The sequence below is a fragment of the Paenibacillus sp. JNU01 genome, assembly GCF_059130585.1.
In genome coordinates this window covers 5,353,278-5,371,927 of sequence record NZ_CP169723.1, presented here as the reverse complement: position 1 = coordinate 5,371,927, position 18,650 = coordinate 5,353,278, and the positions used below count along the sequence as shown (strand labels likewise).

Genomic DNA, 18,650 nt, shown 5'->3' with positions numbered 1-18,650 from the left:
TTACATGTGAAAAAACCGCGAATAGCGGAATGGACCGAACTGCGTGGCATTGCCTTTCTGGCGATCGTCATGCAGCATAATATTGCCGAGTATATCTATCGCGCCGATATTGAACAACCCGATTCCATTATGCTGACTATGATTTATCATCTGACCCGTTTTGGTACGCCAACATTTGTATTTCTGTCGGGAGTCATGTTGTTTTACCATCACCATAACACCAAACCGGAATACCCTCGCTTCATTCGAAAGCGATTTGGCGATATCTATATGCCGTTTGTGGTATGGACACTCATCTATTGGCTTGCTGTCCGAATTTTCACCCCTGCGTTCTGGGCCAGTGGCATACCGGATATGCGCAGTCTGGTTCGTGAACTGTTTCTACCACAGACCGGATATCATCTCTGGTTTGTCATTATGGTGTTTCAGTTCTATATTCTGTTCCCCCTGTTTTGGACAGGAGCAAAAGCCATTCAGAAGCGTATCCAAAACGTCATACGTTTCACGCCAATGCAAGTTATTGTGGCATTAATTCTCTTTGCAGCTGCACTCTACGCCCTGCTTATGAAATGGTCCTACTACAATATGGGGGGCTGGACAGAATCCATGTCTGAGCCATGGTCAACGTTGCTGCAGTATCGCTCCTATTCATGGGTGATGTACTGGTTCTACTTTTTACTGGGTGCCGTATGTGCCTGGTCAGTCGATAACTGGAGAAGTTGGACCACCAAGTTACTGCCATGGACCATCTGTCTGTTTATAGGGATGTATATATGGCTTGGTTACGATGTGCTCCGCGGGTCCGGGGATGTTGTTAATCTGAATATCTCCACCTATTTGAAACCAACCACATTTCTGATCATTATGGCCCAGATGCTTATGATGTATGGTTTCCTTGTACTGATGCGGAGCAAAGACACATGGTTTCAGCGCCTATTAGCCTGGATTGGCCGTTATTCGTTTGGTGGATATCTGGTTCATGCACTGGTGATCTACGCGATCGCTTACGTAACCAGACCGCTCCAACTCAGTGGATGGCATCTGCCTGTAACATTGCTATCGTTCCTTGTTACGGTTAGTATTGCTCTTGCAATCAGCTGGGCACTCTCCAAACTTCCTGGCTCACGTTTCACCGTAGGGTTAATGCGCAAACCACGTTCAACCCCGGATTCAGCTGGCGCTGTGGACAAAAGAAATTTACCTGAGCGAACCCCCTCACCCGGTGCAACTCGCAGTCCGGGAACAAGTGAGCCGTTTTAAAATAAAGAAGCGCGTCCCCTGATGGAGACACGCTTCTTTATTTTGCTTCGCTCGACGTTGATCGTCCCGGAACAGGTTCCTGGGGCCCTGGGGCTGGATGTACGTTGCCCTTCTGATTCACAAATCTCTTCAGATCACCCGTTAATTGTTCTTTCAGCTTGTTAACCAGCTGTGTTTCGCTAATGCCTTTTGCCTGAGCAATCTCAGCCAAGGATTTCCCTCCCTGAAGCTGCTCATGAAGTTGAGCAGGGGTGACTCCAATAAACCGGGCAATTTCGCCCTTATCCACCATGGGACGTTTGCCATGGTGGGCAAATTCACGCCGCAAATCACGCAGCGGGGTATTGATGACCTTTTTTAATTTGGTATCCATGTCCACCTTCGTGGCTGCAGCCTGATCCTTGGTGAGACACCCCTCTTCTACTGCTTGATCCAGACGCTGTGCAAGTGTAGGCTTCAACTTCTGCAATAACTGCTCCTCACTAAGTCCCTTACGCTCTTTCGCAATCTGGGACAACGTCTTGCCAAGTTCCATCTGTTCTTTCAGATCCCGAAGCCCAATCCCAAGCAAGTCTGCCGTTTCACCAATCATGAACAGACCGTGTCCTGCCTGCATGCATGGCTTAGCTGGTTTGCCGGAGGAAGAAGTTTTTGATGCACCACCATATTCCTCAGCCCGAGCCGTTGAATCAGCGAATGCTACATGTCCTGTTGCTGCTGTTATAACTACGGCTGCCAATCCGGCTGCCATCCATGTTTTCCATTTCAAATTCATTTTTCTGCCGCCTTTCCGATGTCGAAATCTCTGTACCTTCCTAGTTTGAGCCTAAAATCCACTTTTTTATGCCATAAAATACAAAAAGTCATCATTTTTCTCACAATTGATCACAAAAAATCCTATTTTTTTCAGTTTATTTCAGCTATACTGAATGTACTTCATGATTCAGTCGAACAGTCCTGGACCACCTTATCGCAGGAAGGACGAGACGTAACGATGCGGAAAGATTGGTTAGATCCGTTTAGCTCCGATCTGGAGGTCGTTTTTGCTTCAGCGGAACAACTCGTACGGGAATATCCCGAACCCTTGTCAGGACATGCATTGGAGCAACTTCATTCGGTTAATCCCCTGTTACGAGATTCGGGGCACAGTTATATCGGGTATATCATCCCACTTTGGATGCAGTACTCGGATCAACTGCCTCAGGAGAAAGCACACCAATTAAGTACAGCCTGTCTGATTCACATGTTATATTTTCTGAATCAGGACGACGTGATGGATGAACAACCGGAGAATGCCGCTCTGAAGTTATCCCTGGGCAATTTATATTACATGGATGCACTTCAATCTTACTCGGCATTATTCGATCTTTCCTCCACGTTCTGGATCTATTTCAGACAATATGTAGTGGATTGGGCCGTGAGTGTTACGGGTGAGCATTTCATTGATTATTTTCAACAAAATCCCTTGTTGATTGCGCAAAAGGCTGCCCCTCTACTCATCGGAGCTACGGGTGCACTCCTTCTGTTGAATCAGTCCGAGCGGATCATCCCAGTATGTTCTGCCATCAACATTACACTCATGACACTCCAGATGACCGATGACTTCACAGATACGCATCAAGATGCTGTGCATGGAAACTACAACAGCTACCTCTCCCACATATCCGCAGCACTGAATCACAACTATCCCGCTCATCCTCTTAGCGAACGTATACATGACAATGTATACAACACTCAACTCATGAACTCTTATGTAGACATTGCATTTCACTATAATCGTACATTAACATCGTCTAACTTAGGAATATCGCATCTCGAGGTGTTTGATTCTTATTTATGCAGCACTTTAGTACAAGCCGTTCAGGACATTACACAACGGAAGAAACGGCTCCTCCAAGGTGGGTTTCATCACTGGATCAGCGATCAACATTTGGAATTATGAGCATAAGGACTAAGCTGATTCAGTTTAATTTCAAATATGAAGGGAATGTTGACGATGATGGTATCAGAAAAAACGTTGCATGAGGATATTATTGAAAAGGCTTGGACTGACGAGCATTTCAGACAACAATTGCACTCCAATCCGAAGCAAGCGCTTCGTGAAGCTTTCGGAATCATAATCCCGGAGCACATTCAGGTACGTACCGTTGAGGAGCAGCAGAATGATTATGTTCTTGTCATACCTCCCAATCCTTCCAAAGTAAATTATGATGTGAATTGCGGACCTTGGAGAAGTTAAATCGGGTGAGTTAAATTGGTAACGTAAGTGATTAGGGGTAGGGACAAAAAAAGCCGCTGTATGCTTCTGTGAGTTCGTCATTCGACGAACTCAGCAAAAGATACAACCGCTTCTGTTCCTACCCCTTTGGTACTTGTAAAGCTGATCTGTCCTTGCATCGCTTCAACAATTCGGAATGTCACCATCATGCCGAGACCAGTGCCTTTGATTTTATTGGAGAAATAAGGCTCGCCCAACCGGGAGAGTGCTTCCTCATCCATTCCCTCTCCATTATCCCTGACATGCACCTTAATAACCCCATCCTGCTTGTAAGCCCAGATATCAATCTGGCCTTGTCCCTGCAGAGCTTCAATACTGTTCTTGATAATGTTGATAAAAGCCTGCTTAAACTTCGAGGAATTGCCCCGAATATATAAATCTGGCGGAATGTCAGTGGTGATTTTGCCACCTTCCAGATTAGCCATCGGTACAAGGATACCTTCAATATGATTGAACTCATCCGAGATATTAAGCGAGATAATATGGTCGAATTCAGGTTTGGCAAAGGTAAGAAAGTCCGTGATAATGCCCGAAGCACGGTCAAGTTCCTCCAGTGCAATACGCACATATCCCTTATTTTTGTTGTCTTCCTGTTCTGTCATAAGTTGCAGGAACCCTCTTGTCACCTGAAGCGGATTACGTACTTCATGGGCAACGGAAGCTGCCAATTCGCTAATAATCTCCATCTTCTCGGATCGCTGCAACTCATTGTTGAATAACTCCAGTTCCTTGGAATACTCCAGCACTTTGGTGTGTTTTTCGGCAAACCGACTTCCGAGAATGGCAATCAGCGAGATCACAAATGCAACCATGGACCATTTCCACCATAACAGATGATACGTCCCACTCCGCTGATAATACCACAACAGTTCAGCCACACTGATCAAGGCAAATGTACCGAATCCTGTCGCAAGCAGGATGGCTTCCCGATTTCGTTGAAGTGCTTTGGCGATGGTTCCAACCAACAGAATTGTCAGCAGGATGACCAGCACCATACCGACCACACGCTGTACGAGCAGATTGTAGAGAAACTCCCATTGCCCACCTGAAGTAACGTAGATAAATAGAGAGAACACAGCGATAACTGAATATATGAATGTTATTTTTCGCAGTTTGGTGAAGATACCATGCAGTCCCGGCCCGATAATCTGCTCAAAAAAATAACATAGCGCTGGCATTCCCAGCAGCATAGCCAGATCAAAGACTACCGAATACAGATCACCATACACCTGATAGAACGTATACAAAAATTGCGAATACGTGATGATCATTGTGCCGATGGAACCCATCACCATGCATAGTGAGATCCACAATCCCTTATGGAATTTGCCAAGGAAGAACGTACAACTCAGCATCGTAATCGCTGTGAAAACAAAGGTCGCACCCAAAATGACATCAATAAGCCCGTTATGAATATATCTCTCCTGTAACGCAGCATATGGTCCAACTTGAACAGTACCTTGTATGCCCAGACGACCTTTCTCATTTTGCGACCATACATAGAGCGTGTCACCTGAATTTTCGCTGGATAAGGGTAGTAACACCGCATTATTATCATAATTGTAATGATAGTTCTCGTAGACCTTGCGGTCCTCCAGATAGATAACAATATGATTGCCTTTAATGTTCTCAAATCGAATGGCTGAGCTTTCTTCACTCAATTCAGGGATGGTCAGGCGAGTCCATAAGGAACTCGATCGATCCGTATTGCTATACTCCAACTTATCGATGCCCTGCTTTTCCCATATCTCATCTGTTCCCTTAACCTCACTTATGAACCCTTGATCGTCAACGTTCCCCCATTTTACTTCCCATCCTGTAATGGATGCAGGTTGCTGAATCGCTCCTGTAGTTGCAAAGACCATTCCATGTGGCATACCTAGAATAATCAATACACTCATCCATAAGATGACGATAGCTTTGGGCACATTTTTCATTCACAGCACCTCAAAGTTCCAATTTTCCCTATCTTAGATTCTCTCATTTATCATTCGCCACCATTTGTCACGTCACCTTCTTAGATAAAATGAAATTTCACATTTAAGTCGATTTATAGTTTTATTTCCATTTTATTGTTATGCATATATGATTAATCACGCAAGTCTTCGAACTGGTTCTCTATCATTTCCCGTTCTTTCTGTTCAACTTGACTGCGGAATTCAAGCCACTGCTCTGTTTCCTCATCATCATAGATGGTCCATATATCGGAAAAAAGGAAATCCCGCAACTGTACAACTTGTCCGGACCATATTCCGCCTACCCAAAATAAACCGTCCGGACGACGGATGACGGTACGGGAGAAACCGGGTGTAGACGCCTTTTGCCCGATACGGATGCGTGTAATCATATTTCCCAGTGTGAACCAGTCCACTTGAGACCCCTCCCTTACATATTCAAGCTTAATCATAACATAGGCAAAACAGGAAAAGCTGTAAAAACGGTGACCGAGATTCAATCCTTTGCTTCAGGTGTAATGGTTTCTCAAAGCAAACAAACACGCTAAGGAGATGATTGCAATGAATGAGCCGCATCGTACAGTTGAGGTGGAACATAAGGATGTTCAGCATAAATCGGATTCAAGTATGGTCGCTTCCACATTTATTAAATATGCCGCTTATGTGATAATCTTTTTCGGATTCTTATACTTCCTGGTTAAATATGTATTCCCTAAATTCTAAGGCATTCATATCGTAGCAAACCCCGGGGATAATAAAATGTGCAAGATTACAACAACAGCGCTTTGGGTAACTACGGGGTAAGAAGCTTGGGCAACCAACAATGAAAGGAAGTGTTATTGATGTCTGACAAACCAATTAGTAACGAAGAGAGCGACCGCTATTATGACCGTTATCAGAGGTTCCGCGATATTCCGCCAGAGACGGAAGTCCCGGAAGGCGATATGGATACCTTTGATGAAGTTTCCGGCAGACGGATTGTAACGGAAGATGCGGAACTTGCACCGGTAGCCGCAACGGCTGTGGACGAGCCGGAATTGGATTCACGTTTGGCGGAGACACCGCTGGAATCTGTACCGGATGCAGACCTGCTGCAACCAAACAGTCCAGTTGATCCTGCTGCCCCCGATCCGGATGCACTGCATGGTACTGATCTGCTCAATGGTGCTGGTGCAGATGCCAAACCCGAGAACGATGTCCCACCACGACGTTAACGGCAATTATGACATCCTGAATGAGGAGGTGCATACACGATGAAGGAAGATCGCGACAAACATACGCATGAACCGGATAATCTTGTGACCGAAAGGGATATTGACCCGGACTTCGGACTGTTCACTGAGGACTCCTTCCCCGAAGCACTTGAGGATGAGGATCAACGTGATGCGGTGGAGCATGCCATTCCTAAAGAGAAGGCTTCTCGCAAGCCCTCTTCGGATGGTCAATAAAGCCTTCCTATAAAAATTGAACTATAAAGTATTACACTTGCCACTCCGATGACAGAAATAACCTTCTGATCGCTGTTATCCCCAGATTTTTTGATTCACTTTTCAAAGGTAATAATCCGGGGATAAAGGCGAGCACTCCGTTTCTTCAGATTATTTCTGCCCTCTACGTTCTCGTGTAAAAGATTAGTTCAACTTATATAGATCCATAGTAGACTTAAAAAAGATGACGTCTGTAATTCCACAGCGTCATCTTTTTTCGTTTCGTTACCTGTAAGTTCAATTTCTCTTTGCAATTCAGTATCACCGCTTAGCGGAGATCTTGCCTGTTCCAGGCAGTTTGTGATCCAATCCCGACCACTTCGCTACAATCGCAGTGATGATCAGTGCAAGTCCATTAATGATAAATATCCAGCGTATTGGCAACCAGCCACCGAGAACGCCACCAATAATTGGTCCCGCCATCGTCCCGATCTGGGCAGCGGACTGGTTCAGACTAAAAGCCCTTCCCCTGAAACTTGATGCGGTAGCCTGCACAATCATGGCGTTAATGGCCGGAAATACAGCTGCAAAGAATAGACCATACACGAAACGCAAAATGCCAAATGCGATATAACCTGTTGTAAAGAACTGTAGAAGATTGCCTACAGCCCCGCCAACCAGTCCAATGATCAGCACTTTACCGTATCCGATCCTTGTACCAATCTTGCCCCAACGCGGTGCCATAATAACTGTTGCTACCCCCACCGCCGAGAAAATAATCCCTGAGCTGAGTGAGGCACGATCAGGCTGAACACCCATTTCCATCACATAGACCGTCAAAAGGGGCTCCAGAATCATAACGGAGAATGTACATATGCCCATCATGCCAAGCACCGTCATAAACACACGATTCGCTCTCGCTTCACGAATGTCATCCAAGACATGGGAACGAGCTTTATTTCGGTTGAAGTTCTCTTCTTTTACCCAAAAGGTTGCAATAATAGCTGATACCAATACAACAATTGCCGAAAACAAAAATGCATTCCGGTTGCCATAATAGTGACTCACCACGCCACCAATTAACGGTCCAATAATACCACCAGTGGCTCCAGCAGTAGACATAATACCCAGTGCATAACCGGTCTTCTCCTCAGGTGTATTTGTACCCACCAGGGCAATTGCTGCTGGAACAAACCCTGCAAGCAGACCCTGAAACAATCGAACAACAATTAGCGAATAGGGGTCCTGCACGAAATAATTGATAAGATACAAGACGGCAAGGCTGTATCCTGACCGGATGAGCATAGGTTTGCGCCCGTATTTATCAGCCAGCGAACCCCAGAACGGAGACACGAGCGCACTCGCGAGAAACGTAATGCCGAAGGCAAGTCCCGACCATAACTCCAGGTGATCACGAATCCCCAAGTCAGCACTTAGAAACAGGGGTAGAAATGGAATTGAGATCGAATACGCCGTGCTGCAAAAAAATACACCAATCCACAATATGATGAGATTTCGCTTCCACGAGAAGTTCATATACCCGCACGCCCTTTCCGTTACTGACGCCGGGACTGCCGTATATTGGAGCGGACGGAACAGACCCGTACGTCCCCGATGCGGAAGCATTTTCCTTATTTTACACCCAACATTCCATGAAGGCCATCCCTTGTTCACCACAACTACACGTATTACATTGCCATTCTGTCCACAAAAACGGTATGATAGTTGGGTAAATATCCAAATATGATTTGGAGAAAATATATCATGCAGAGATGCAAGGAGGAACGTTTTCATGTCTTTACGGTGGAAAAAAACAACCGCAGTATCGCTCGTTCTTGCGATGCTGCTTATCGTCATTAGTGGTTGCGGGCGCCCTGCGTCCAGTGCCGAGCAAACGCCGGTGCCAGCCGCACCTGAAGGTCCAAACCCTGTGGCAACCATTGAGATGCAGGATGGTCAAAAGATCGTTATTGAGCTCTATCCGGAGATTGCGCCCAACACAGTGTATAACTTCATCTCCCTTGCGAATAAAGGGTTCTATGACGGCCTGATCTTTCACCGGGTCATTCCGGGCTTCATGATTCAGGGTGGAGATCCAGAGGGCAACGGTTCGGGCGGCCCAGGTTATACAATCAAAGGGGAATTCACTTCCAATGGTCACAAAAATCACCTGAATCATACTCGGGGAATCATTTCGATGGCACGTAAATCGGATAATCTGGATTCCGCAGGCTCCCAATTTTTCATCATGTTAGCGGATGCGGATTACCTGGATAATTCATATGCCACCTTTGGCAAGGTTACTGAAGGCATGGAAGTTGTTGATGGAATTGCAGCTCAGGAAATAGGTGAAGCTGACAAACCCGTTACGGATCAAGTCATGAAAAAGGTTACGGTGGACACCCACGGTCTGGAATATCCAGAACCGGTAAAAATGCCTTAATTAACATCCTTGCCAAACGGATGATAATCCATGGTTATGACTTGTTAATGAAGTCTGAACAAACAAAAGCTCTGTCCTGTGCGAATGTCACAAGGCAGAGCTTTATTTAATAATATTAATGATAGCGGTTACATATCTGACTTTATATAAAATGACCTCTTCCGGCATCATCCTCAATACATCCATCCCATCAAACGTAACCAGCCGATAATCGCAATCCATAACGGGCAGCTAAAGGCAACACCCCATGCAAGCCCTTTCAGTAAACCACGGTTTACTTCCACGAACAACGACTCCTTTCTCCAGGGAATAGTCGCAGTATCGGTAATAGTATATGATTTTATACCCGAATTCATTCGCCACGCAACCCTCATTTTCCTGCTTTTGTTCCGCAGATTCATGGAATGCTTTACGGGAACCTGATATACTATGACTACTGTACGATAAATGGAACCTGATTCATGTTTGGAAAGGAGATTTTCCTATGGCAAAATCCAAGAAACGCACTCCTGCTCCCAAAGCGGCAGTAGCACAGGATAAACCCACAACACTGAAAGATCTGCTTAGCAGTGATGTGCTGGAGAAGCTGAAAGCTCAGGCAGATGAGGCGAAGGCTGCCCAGGCGGCACTTAAAGAGAAGGAACGCCAGCAAGCAGAAGAAGCTCGCCAAGCGGAACAGAAGCGCCGGGATAACGACTTCGAATATCTGCTGAATAACAGCGCGATGGACTGGAAGAAACATAAGTAAGCCAGGGCATGATCTGAGGGTGTCTACTACCTCCCACATGCCAAAATAATATTGCAAGCCGACAGATCATAAAGCCGATCTGCTCACAGGACAGGGCCGCCTTGCGGTCCTGTTTTTTTGATATGGACACATATTGATTCACCAGTCTTGAGCCGGGTATGTAGAAGTAGAAGGTACAACGATATTCTAACTCATGGAGGGATCAGAGATGACTGAACAACGTTTGGAAGGCAAAGTTGCAATAGTAACTGGAGGTGGGTCGGGTATTGGGCAAGCTACCGCCATTCGATTCGCCGAGCATGGAGCCAAAGTATACATGCTGGATCGTACACCGGAAACTGCAGAGGAAACCAAACAGACGATTGAAAAGGCTGGCGGAGAAGCGTATGTGATCGAATGTGATATCTCCAAACCGGACCAAGTGCAGAAGGCGATCAATCAGGCTGCGGCTGAAGCGGGCAAGCTGGATATCATATTTGCGAATGCCGGCATCAACGGAACGATGGCTCCGATTGAAACGATGGAAATGGAGGACTGGGACCAGACGATGGAGATCAACATGCGCGGAACCTTCGCAACCGTCAAATATGCCATCCCTCATCTGAAAGAACATGGTGGCAGCATCATAATCACCAGTTCCATCAACGGTAACCGGGTTTTCTCAGGAATCGGATTCTCTGCATACGCTTCCAGCAAAGCAGGACAAACTGCATTTACGAAGATGGCTGCATTGGAGCTAGCTCGTTATAAGATCCGTGTTAATGCCGTCTGCCCAGGTGCCATCGATACCAACATTGATGATAACACCTACCCGTCCGATGATCTGAAAGAAGTACAGATTCCAGTTGAATTCCCTGAGGGTCATGAACATCCGCTTAAGGGCGAACCTGGAACATCGAAGCAAGTCGCTAACCTCGTTCTGTTCCTTGCTTCTGATGAAGCCTCTCATGTTACAGGTACACGAATCTACGTGGATGGTGCGGAATCTCTGCTCCGTGGATAAACATATCCATATACGTTGGCCCAATTCAGGGACAACGCCCAAATATCCCGCAAGCGATCTGATCCGGTCAGATTACTGCGGGATATTTCATGTATAGGAAGTTTATAATTCGGTGCAGATGCAACTACAAGGATTATCACTATATCGCGGAGCTTTTATTCTTTTTCACACGATCCTTCATTCGGTCTGGAATGGCAAAGAACAAGACGTACATCAGCGAAAACAAGACTAGCGCAAGTATCTCTTCCCCAAGGATGTACATGGGATACGGACCTAACATATCAAGCACTGAGGGTGTACTCGGCTTGTATCTCAAAAACATGTAATTTGCGTCAAGCAAAACATCTACAACGTATACAATGAGTGCTGCCACATTCACAAATATCATGGAACCTGCTACAGATCTCCAGCTAGGTCGCAGCTGCTCCACCCAGGTCATGTATAGTAAAGCCAGAATGATACAGGCATGAGCGAAGAAAAATTGAATGAATCGAAAATGTGCATAAGCATAACCCAGATTAGGAGTCAGGATCGCCATAAGGGCTCCAGCAATGCCTGCAAACAGCAGCGCAGAATGTAACAGTCGACTGCGTGTCAGTAGTAACAATGCCGATAATAGCAGAGACAGACTGCATAATTCGAGTGGCAGTGATGTCTGCAGGCTCCATACGTCACCGTACACATACCAGAGTTGAAGCACGATTTCACAGGTAAACATGATACAGGCCAGAACAATCCGCAGTTTGCGGCGGGCCCCTTCTGACCAAGATCGAAGACGGTGTCGAAGCAAAAACAATAGCATAATAATTAATGCAATTAAGCTAATGGTAACGATATGTGAAGTGGAGAACAGGATAAACGGCTCTGCATCATAAGGGTCCAGCGGTGGTGGATACGCCATGCATCTCTTCTCTCCTTTGCAAACATCTCAGCTACATTATCTCTCTTTAATGTTAACTTTTTCATTTTGCCATTGAATGAAAGAGCTGTCCAGTTGGAATTCTAAATAAGCATTGTAATTTAAATATCTTTATGTTAAGATAAATCCAGAACCAAACCAAACGAAAAGTTAGTAACTTTCTTAAACGGAAATCATTTTAAATAAACTCAAAATTTGTTCAATTGAACTAGGAGGAATAATTATGCAAATCAAAGGACTTCACCACGTATCCGCGCTAACAGCACATGCCGATCAGAACTATCGTTTCTACACCAATGTCATGGGTCTGCGCCTGATCAAAAAAACAGTCAACCAGGATGACGTGTCCGTCTACCATCTCTTCTATGGCGATGAGAAAGGCAATCCAGGTACAGAACTTACCTTCTTCGAGATTCCGATGGCTGGACAGACGCGTGAAGGTGTGAACAGCATCTCGGCAACATCACTGCGCGTTCCAAATGATGCGGCACTTACGTACTGGCAGCAACGTTTTGACGAATTCGAAGTCCCGCATGGAGAGATTGTTGAACGCGGTGGTCGTGCCACGCTCTCGTTCACAGACTTTGAAGGACAACGTCTGATTCTGGTCTCGGATGAAAACAATGCAGGTGTTGCTGGGGGTAAACCATGGGATCAGAGTCCTGTGCCTGCTGAATATGGCATTATAGGTCTTGGTCCAATCCATCTTACGGTTAAAGATGCTTCCCTTACCGCTCCGGTTCTGACCGAACTGCTTGGTTTCAGAGCGAAAGGAAGTTATCCTGCCTTCACTCCTGGTCAGCCTGATGTACTCGTTTTTGAATCCGGTGAGGGTGGTAGCGGCTCCGAGGTGCATGTTGAGGAACGTAATGACCTTGCCCAAGAACGTCCAGGACGTGGCAGCGTACACCATGTTGCATTCCGCGTGGACAATGAAGAAGAACTGAAACAATGGGTGGAACGGGTTCATAACTTCCAATTCCCTAACTCCGGTTTTGTAGATCGTTTCTACTTCCGCTCCCTGTATTTCCGTGAAGCAAACGGGATTCTGTTCGAGCTTGCAACCGATGGTCCGGGATTTGATACAGACGAAGAAATGGAGCATCTGGGAGAATCATTGGCGCTGCCTCCATTCCTCGAAGGACGCCGCGCTGAGATTGAAGCGAATCTGAAACCACTGGATACCGTCATTCGTTAATCGCGCTTAAGCTGTACAATCCGGCTTGAATCGAAAATAAAAACGATGTTCACCAGGCAACTCTGAATACCGGATACGGTTCAGGGATTGCCTAGGACGTGTCTCAAAACTCACTGAAGTGCATCTTTTACCGCCTTTTCGCCCCCTGCTGCGTCACTTTCCCTTGACGTGCCCCGGCACGCCTGCGGAAAATCTCCTTGCTTGGAACGAAAAATCGCCAAAATCTGCGTCCTTCGGAGTTTTCAGACACGCCCTAGTGAATCATCGTTTTTTTATGTGTATGCTTGCCTTGCCCCTTCTGTAAGGTGGCAAACTTGCAGATTGTGTTTTACTTCGTCAGATACGATGTTGTGAGCGGTACAAACAGAGCCGAACCCGGATCTTCAGATACAATCTCTACATAGACAGCGTCTGTACCTTTAACATCCACATCCAGACTCATCATACCGCTTTCTGGAGTGATATTGAACTTTTTGAGTGTCGCGAGATCCTGATCATAGATATGAATCTCCTGATTTCCTGTTAGCGCGGCAAGTTCCAAGTGTAGAGAAGAATACTTTTTATCCGTATTAATCTGGATATCATCCCCCTGTTTCTTAGGATCATTATGCAGATAAACATCCTTGTAATCCTTGCCTTTATATGTGGTATCCTTAGGATCTTTGGTGTGCCAAGCGGTAGATCCCAGTACGGATGTTCCAAGTGCACTCAGCGTTACTTTTCCGCTCGTTACGGGCGCAGATCCATTTGTTCCGCCAATCAGGACGGATGAAGTTGCACTGTCATACGTGATCTCTGTCCCAAGCAATGATCCCACAGCACGCACAGGCAAATAAGTTGTTCCGTTGTAAGTGATAGGCAACACCGTTTTACCATTGGCATCTTTGGCTGTCACCGTGGCACCATCCATTTTTAGCGTAATCTTGCTGTTTAGATAGGCTTTAATCTGCTCCAACCCTGTTGCTGCGAGCGCACCCGTCCCGATCCCAAGCGTTAATGTGCCTACCATCAAACCCAGTACAACCTTCTTCTTCATCAAAATCCCTCCTGAACGTTAAAATGATTTGTCCTTTATACATTTAAACGACTAAAGTGATAATGTCAATTGTTTACTGCATTTTTAGTACAAAGTTCCTATCTGTAGGCAGCACAAAAACGAGGCAGTATGTCCCAATTTTTTTCAGCCTCGCCCTGTTTCCCCCACTGTCTGCAAACGCAGATAAGGGATATTCTGTTCAGACGCTCACTACATTTCACATTCGAGAACTTCCAAATTCCCGCTGCACTACGTTATCAACACGATGTTATCAATCAAAGGATTCATAATATTCTTCTTCATATACTTCCATGCTGTATTTCAAATCTACCGCCTTCCACTCACCATCTTGATAGGCGTAAGCGAATGTCAGATCACCCGCATATAAAGCCGCACCATAAGATCCTGCTGCGGATACGACAAGTCGGCCATCCTCCACACTGTAATAGGTTACTCCACCGAATCCCAACTCTTTGTTATAAACGCCGCCACTCGTATCTTCCTCGATCCGTAAAGGTTCTGCTTGAACGCCATCAACGGCGACATCCACATCCACACGGTCTGATCGAACCGTAACTTTTGACTTCACATGCTGTTTCGCAATCTCATCCAGAGATTGCATCTTCATCTCTTCTAGCGTTACCGGATTAATGATACGTGCTTGTCCCAAATAAATACCTGTTCCATGCCCTTCCGTGTACAGAACAACGATCTCATTCTGTCCGTCTCCATTCAGATCCAGCTCGTGCACTTCGGGTTTGTAAGACCCGCCTTCTCCTTGCCAATCACTAAATTCTCTTGTCTTGCCGTCCACTTCCAAAATCATTCCGTTATATATATATCCCGAACCCTCAACTTTCATAGGGTATAATCTGACATTCTCATTCTCTGGAGCTACCGAAACGTATTCCTCTTTCACGGGGGTTGCTTCCTGTGTTGTCTTCGCCGTGTCATGCAATTTATCTATATTGGAAGCCTCGACCGCTGCGGTCTGGCTGGATTGATCATCTATATTAAGCTGTTTTTGCGATTCATTCATGGTTCTGGCAGCCGAAGTTGTACTAATCGTAGCTACCGCCAAAATAATCATCAGCAGGATACCTGTCCAAGTTTTCAATATACTGGGCTCCTTTATCTGTTGTGATAATCCTATTATATCTTCATTTATCGCCCGCAAGTTGCGAATTTGTTAATCTTTCATAAAATAATCTTTACAAATTTCTGTTTTCACGAAAGAACGTTCGGCTTTAACCAGAATAAGCAAATTATTATGCCAAAACTGTTCTCAAAAAGCAAAAAAAATCCCGAACACAGCTTAAGGCTGCATCCGGAATGCTTTGGTTTTGTCCAATAACCGATCGGTTAATTGTCTCAGTTCTTCAGCCGAGGAAGAAATCTCCTCCATGATGGCTGTCTCTTCGTGTGCGGCATCCATGATTCGTCTCGCCTCATCCGAGAACGATCCGGCTTTCCCCTGGATCTTCTTCACATGACCATGCGTTTGTTCCACGCGGCCAGTCTGTTCTGCGATCTTGGAACCGATATCATGCGCGCCCTTCATAAATACTTCCACCGTGCCTGTCAGTTCATGTAACGTCTGATCCACAGAGATGGTCCGCTCCGATTCATTAACCACAAGACCATGCTGCTCATGAGACAGTTGTGCTGTCTCCCTGATTCGCTGCTGCACACGACTAATTAGCTCATTAATCCGATGGACCGATTCCTTACTCTCGTCTGCCAGCTTACGAATCTGCTGCGCCACGACTGCAAAACCAGATCCTTCTTCGCCAGCTCGTGCAGCCTCAATGGAAGCATTCAAGGCAAGCAATCCTGTTTCCTCAGCAATATTTTTGACAGACTGGGTAATTACCTCGATATCAGAGGCTTCCTTCTCCAATAGTAGCATAATGTCGCGGGAACGATTGTGCGACTCAGCCAGCTCGTCCATGCCCTTCATCAGCGATGAGAATGTCTGTTTCGTATGATCCACCGATCGTTCCATCTGACCGGACATCTCTGTCATGTCCATGGACTGGCTATGCATACGCTGGAAATCGTTCAGCATCTCATCCGCCGTGATCAGGGATTGATGGGATGTAACCTTCTGCTCTTCTACACCTACCGCAATATGATCCACCGCTTCTGACATCATCTCGATCTGCTCCGCAGCTTGGGTAATCGCTTCACTAAGCGACTGCGCATTCTGTGATGTAGTTCGTGTACTGTCCGAAATATCGTTCACAATACTTCTGAGATTAGAGACCATTACACGAAAAGCATCATATAATACAGTAAGTTCATCCTGTGTACGCCGCTGCGGAATCTCCGTTGTCAGGTCACCAGATGAGACCTGTTGCGCCGCACGAGACAGGTGAACAATCGGACGAGTCAGCCAGCGAGAGGCAAACCACCCGAGAATTCCGTTCCAACATACCCCCATGATTAGGATAATCGATATGTATACCCAATTCGGAATATCTAACGTAACCCAGTCTTTGACAAAAAATATAAAAAAGCCGCTAGTTCCGTACGTAATAATTGAGATTAGTACCAAACCTGCGACTGTCTTTGCGCCTAAAGTCCATTTCATGTTTACACCCCGTAGTCCTTTTTTCCTATTTTACCAGTCATGTACCAAATTTCATGTGATATACATCACTGAAAACGTTCTATCCGCCCCATATTTACCGTTCATGCATGACTTCTCTATCATGAAGCGCATAATATATAAGACAAGCTTAGCCGCTCCTCCTTTTCTCATAAAATTGAATAATATTCCATTTAATATCCTTAATTTTATTTATTATCGGCACAAGAGGCTAAATGATTTAGATTGGCATCCATTTTGCTTAAATGATATACTGAGTGCGCTTCGGCATTGCCGGAGCTGACCTATTTATTGGATGCCACTGGAGGCGAACGAAATGTCTACTATGTCCACAAGGACGGAGAAAGATTTTATCGGTGAAAAAGAAATTCCGGCTTATGCCTATTACGGCATTCAGACGGTGCGGGCCGTGGAGAACTTCCCGATTACCGGCGTTCCGGTACACCGGGAGCTGATCACAGCTCTGGCTGCGGTGAAAAAAGCAGCGGCAATTACGAATATGGAACTGAAAATGCTACCAAGCAAAATCGGCGAAGTGATTGTCATGGCAGCTGAAGAAATGATGAAAGGCCATCATCTGGATCATTTTATTGTAGACTCCATTCAGGGCGGTGCAGGCACCTCCATGAATATGAATATGAACGAAATTTTGGCCAACCGCGGACTGGAACTTTTAACCAAAAGCAAGGGAGACTACTTCCACTGCAATCCGAACAACCATGTTAACATGTCCCAGTCCACCAATGACGTGGTACCTACAGCACTGCGTATTGCGGCATATCAACTGTCCGAGACGTTACTCGCTACCATGAAGAGACTGCAGGAAGCGTTCCATAAAAAAGAAGAAGAGTTCAACGATGTTGTCAAAGTAGGCCGTACCCATCTTCAGGATGCCGTGCCTATTCGCCTTGGACAAGAATTCGGAGCTTATGCCCGTGTCATCGGCAGGGATATCGAGCGTCTGGAATTCGCCAATCGCCGATTGCTTACGATTAACATGGGCGCAACTGCCGTAGGTACAGGGCTTAATGCGAAACCTGAATACATCGTTAAGGTTACGGAACACCTATCTGATGTTACCGGACTCCCCCTACAAACAGCTGAGGATCTCGTGGATGCGACACAGAACACGGATGCCTATCTGGAACTTTCAGCGGCACTGAAGGTATGTGCAGTCAGTCTGTCCAAGATCTGTAACGACATTCGCATGATGGCCTCAGGTCCGCGTGCAGGATTCAATGAACTACTCCTGCCACCGCGTCAGCCAGGATCGTCCATTATGCCGGGCAAAGTCAATCCGGTAATGGCAGAAGTGATTAACCAGGTATCCTTCCAGGTGATGGGGAATGACCATACCATCTGCATGGCGTGTGAAGCTGGTCAATTCGAGCTGAATGTCATGGGCCCGGTCATTGCGTTTAACTTGCTGCAATCACTGAAAATCATGAATAACGGGATTGATGTGTTCACACGTTATGCGGTTGAAGAGATGGATGCTAACCGTGAGCGCTGCGAATTAATCATGAAACAAAGTTTCAGTGTGGTTACGGCTTTGAACCCACACTTAGGTTATAATGTGGCGGCTTCCATTGTGAAGGAAGCGCTCAAAACTGGACTTACCTTGCAAGAGATCATTCTGGAACGTGGACTGCTGACTCCGGAAGAACTGGAAGAGATTCTTCATCCGGAGCAGATGACCACGCCAGGAATTGCCGGAGAACATTTCCTGCGCAATATGGAACGCTTGTAGGAACTCTGGAAATCTAACGCAG

At 45.9% G+C, this 18,650-nt stretch carries 19 protein-coding genes; 11 read left to right on the top strand and 8 right to left on the bottom strand.

What is annotated here, in order from left to right:
* Window positions 1-6 precede the first annotated feature (6 nt).
* Window positions 7-1,260, top strand: a complete 1,254-nt coding sequence (locus NLBNIHML_RS23310) for an acyltransferase (protein WP_494352880.1) — start codon at window positions 7-9, stop codon at window positions 1,258-1,260.
* Between the two features lie 37 nt (window positions 1,261-1,297).
* Here NLBNIHML_RS23310 and NLBNIHML_RS23305 read toward each other — a convergent pair whose 3' ends face one another.
* The gene (locus NLBNIHML_RS23305; RefSeq protein WP_494352879.1) at window positions 1,298-2,035 is read right to left on the bottom strand and encodes a hypothetical protein; all 738 of its coding nucleotides are present in this window, start codon (window positions 2,033-2,035) and stop codon (window positions 1,298-1,300) included.
* 219 nt (window positions 2,036-2,254) lie between these two features.
* Between NLBNIHML_RS23305 and NLBNIHML_RS23300 the strand changes: the two genes are divergently transcribed.
* Together NLBNIHML_RS23300 and NLBNIHML_RS23295 are read left to right on the top strand one after the other, a co-directional pair.
* Complete coding sequence (locus tag NLBNIHML_RS23300) at window positions 2,255-3,202, top strand: hypothetical protein (RefSeq protein ID WP_494352878.1); 948 nt, start codon at window positions 2,255-2,257, stop codon at window positions 3,200-3,202.
* A gap of 54 nt (window positions 3,203-3,256) precedes the next feature.
* Complete coding sequence (locus NLBNIHML_RS23295; RefSeq protein WP_017690236.1) at window positions 3,257-3,499, top strand: NHLP leader peptide family RiPP precursor; 243 nt, start codon at window positions 3,257-3,259, stop codon at window positions 3,497-3,499.
* Between the two features lie 77 nt (window positions 3,500-3,576).
* Here NLBNIHML_RS23295 and NLBNIHML_RS23290 read toward each other — a convergent pair whose 3' ends face one another.
* Together NLBNIHML_RS23290 and NLBNIHML_RS23285 are read right to left on the bottom strand one after the other, a co-directional pair.
* Window positions 3,577-5,475, bottom strand: coding sequence for an ATP-binding protein (locus NLBNIHML_RS23290; protein ID WP_339240139.1), 1,899 nt, complete (start codon window positions 5,473-5,475; stop codon window positions 3,577-3,579).
* Between the two features lie 152 nt (window positions 5,476-5,627).
* On the bottom strand, window positions 5,628-5,909 hold the full coding sequence (locus tag NLBNIHML_RS23285) for a hypothetical protein (RefSeq protein ID WP_062832955.1): 282 nt from the start codon (window positions 5,907-5,909) through the stop codon (window positions 5,628-5,630).
* Window positions 5,910-6,054: 145 nt separating this feature from the next.
* On the opposite strand from NLBNIHML_RS23285, the gene NLBNIHML_RS23280 reads away from it, so the two are divergent.
* From NLBNIHML_RS23280 to NLBNIHML_RS23270, 3 genes are all read left to right on the top strand, one after another.
* Window positions 6,055-6,216, top strand: coding sequence for a hypothetical protein (locus tag NLBNIHML_RS23280; RefSeq protein ID WP_221819028.1), 162 nt, complete (start codon window positions 6,055-6,057; stop codon window positions 6,214-6,216).
* Between the two features lie 119 nt (window positions 6,217-6,335).
* On the top strand, window positions 6,336-6,707 hold the full coding sequence (locus NLBNIHML_RS23275) for a hypothetical protein (RefSeq protein ID WP_339259284.1): 372 nt from the start codon (window positions 6,336-6,338) through the stop codon (window positions 6,705-6,707).
* Window positions 6,708-6,746: 39 nt separating this feature from the next.
* Window positions 6,747-6,941 (top strand): hypothetical protein, encoded by a 195-nt coding sequence (locus NLBNIHML_RS23270; protein ID WP_339240136.1) that lies wholly within the window; start codon window positions 6,747-6,749, stop codon window positions 6,939-6,941.
* Window positions 6,942-7,241: 300 nt separating this feature from the next.
* Here NLBNIHML_RS23270 and NLBNIHML_RS23265 read toward each other — a convergent pair whose 3' ends face one another.
* Window positions 7,242-8,456, bottom strand: coding sequence for an MFS transporter (locus NLBNIHML_RS23265; RefSeq protein WP_494354747.1), 1,215 nt, complete (start codon window positions 8,454-8,456; stop codon window positions 7,242-7,244).
* Window positions 8,457-8,712: 256 nt separating this feature from the next.
* Here NLBNIHML_RS23265 and NLBNIHML_RS23260 point away from each other — a divergent pair, with 256 nt between their 5' ends.
* The 3 genes from NLBNIHML_RS23260 to NLBNIHML_RS23250 all read left to right on the top strand — a co-directional run bounded on the left by NLBNIHML_RS23260 (window position 8,713) and on the right by NLBNIHML_RS23250 (window position 11,114).
* Window positions 8,713-9,363, top strand: a complete 651-nt coding sequence (locus tag NLBNIHML_RS23260; protein WP_339259280.1) for a peptidylprolyl isomerase — start codon at window positions 8,713-8,715, stop codon at window positions 9,361-9,363.
* 484 nt (window positions 9,364-9,847) lie between these two features.
* Complete coding sequence (locus tag NLBNIHML_RS23255) at window positions 9,848-10,111, top strand: YqkE family protein (protein WP_339259278.1); 264 nt, start codon at window positions 9,848-9,850, stop codon at window positions 10,109-10,111.
* Window positions 10,112-10,319: 208 nt separating this feature from the next.
* Entirely contained in the window at window positions 10,320-11,114 is a 795-nt protein-coding gene (locus NLBNIHML_RS23250; protein ID WP_339240128.1) for an SDR family oxidoreductase, read from the top strand.
* A 139-nt stretch (window positions 11,115-11,253) separates the two neighbouring features.
* Here the strand turns inward: NLBNIHML_RS23250 and NLBNIHML_RS23245 are convergent, their stop codons facing one another.
* Window positions 11,254-12,015 carry a YwaF family protein gene (locus NLBNIHML_RS23245; protein ID WP_494352877.1) on the bottom strand — a complete coding sequence of 254 codons (762 nt, stop codon included), beginning with the start codon at window positions 12,013-12,015 and terminating at the stop codon, window positions 11,254-11,256.
* Window positions 12,016-12,256: 241 nt separating this feature from the next.
* On the opposite strand from NLBNIHML_RS23245, the gene NLBNIHML_RS23240 reads away from it, so the two are divergent.
* Window positions 12,257-13,231 carry a ring-cleaving dioxygenase gene (locus tag NLBNIHML_RS23240; protein ID WP_494352876.1) on the top strand — a complete coding sequence of 325 codons (975 nt, stop codon included), beginning with the start codon at window positions 12,257-12,259 and terminating at the stop codon, window positions 13,229-13,231.
* 328 nt (window positions 13,232-13,559) lie between these two features.
* On the opposite strand, the gene NLBNIHML_RS23235 is transcribed toward NLBNIHML_RS23240, so the two are convergent.
* From NLBNIHML_RS23235 to NLBNIHML_RS23225, 3 genes are all read right to left on the bottom strand, one after another.
* Window positions 13,560-14,267: a stalk domain-containing protein gene (locus NLBNIHML_RS23235; protein WP_339240124.1), complete on the bottom strand. Its 708-nt coding sequence runs from the start codon at window positions 14,265-14,267 to the stop codon at window positions 13,560-13,562.
* A gap of 271 nt (window positions 14,268-14,538) precedes the next feature.
* A complete protein-coding gene (locus NLBNIHML_RS23230) occupies window positions 14,539-15,384 on the bottom strand; it encodes a hypothetical protein (RefSeq protein WP_494352875.1) in 846 nt (281 codons plus the stop codon).
* A 198-nt stretch (window positions 15,385-15,582) separates the two neighbouring features.
* Window positions 15,583-16,860 (bottom strand): methyl-accepting chemotaxis protein, encoded by a 1,278-nt coding sequence (locus NLBNIHML_RS23225; RefSeq protein WP_339240122.1) that lies wholly within the window; start codon window positions 16,858-16,860, stop codon window positions 15,583-15,585.
* 334 nt (window positions 16,861-17,194) lie between these two features.
* On the opposite strand from NLBNIHML_RS23225, the gene NLBNIHML_RS23220 reads away from it, so the two are divergent.
* A complete protein-coding gene (locus NLBNIHML_RS23220) occupies window positions 17,195-18,628 on the top strand; it encodes an aspartate ammonia-lyase (protein ID WP_339240121.1) in 1,434 nt (477 codons plus the stop codon).
* The last annotated feature ends 22 nt before the right edge of the window (window positions 18,629-18,650 follow it).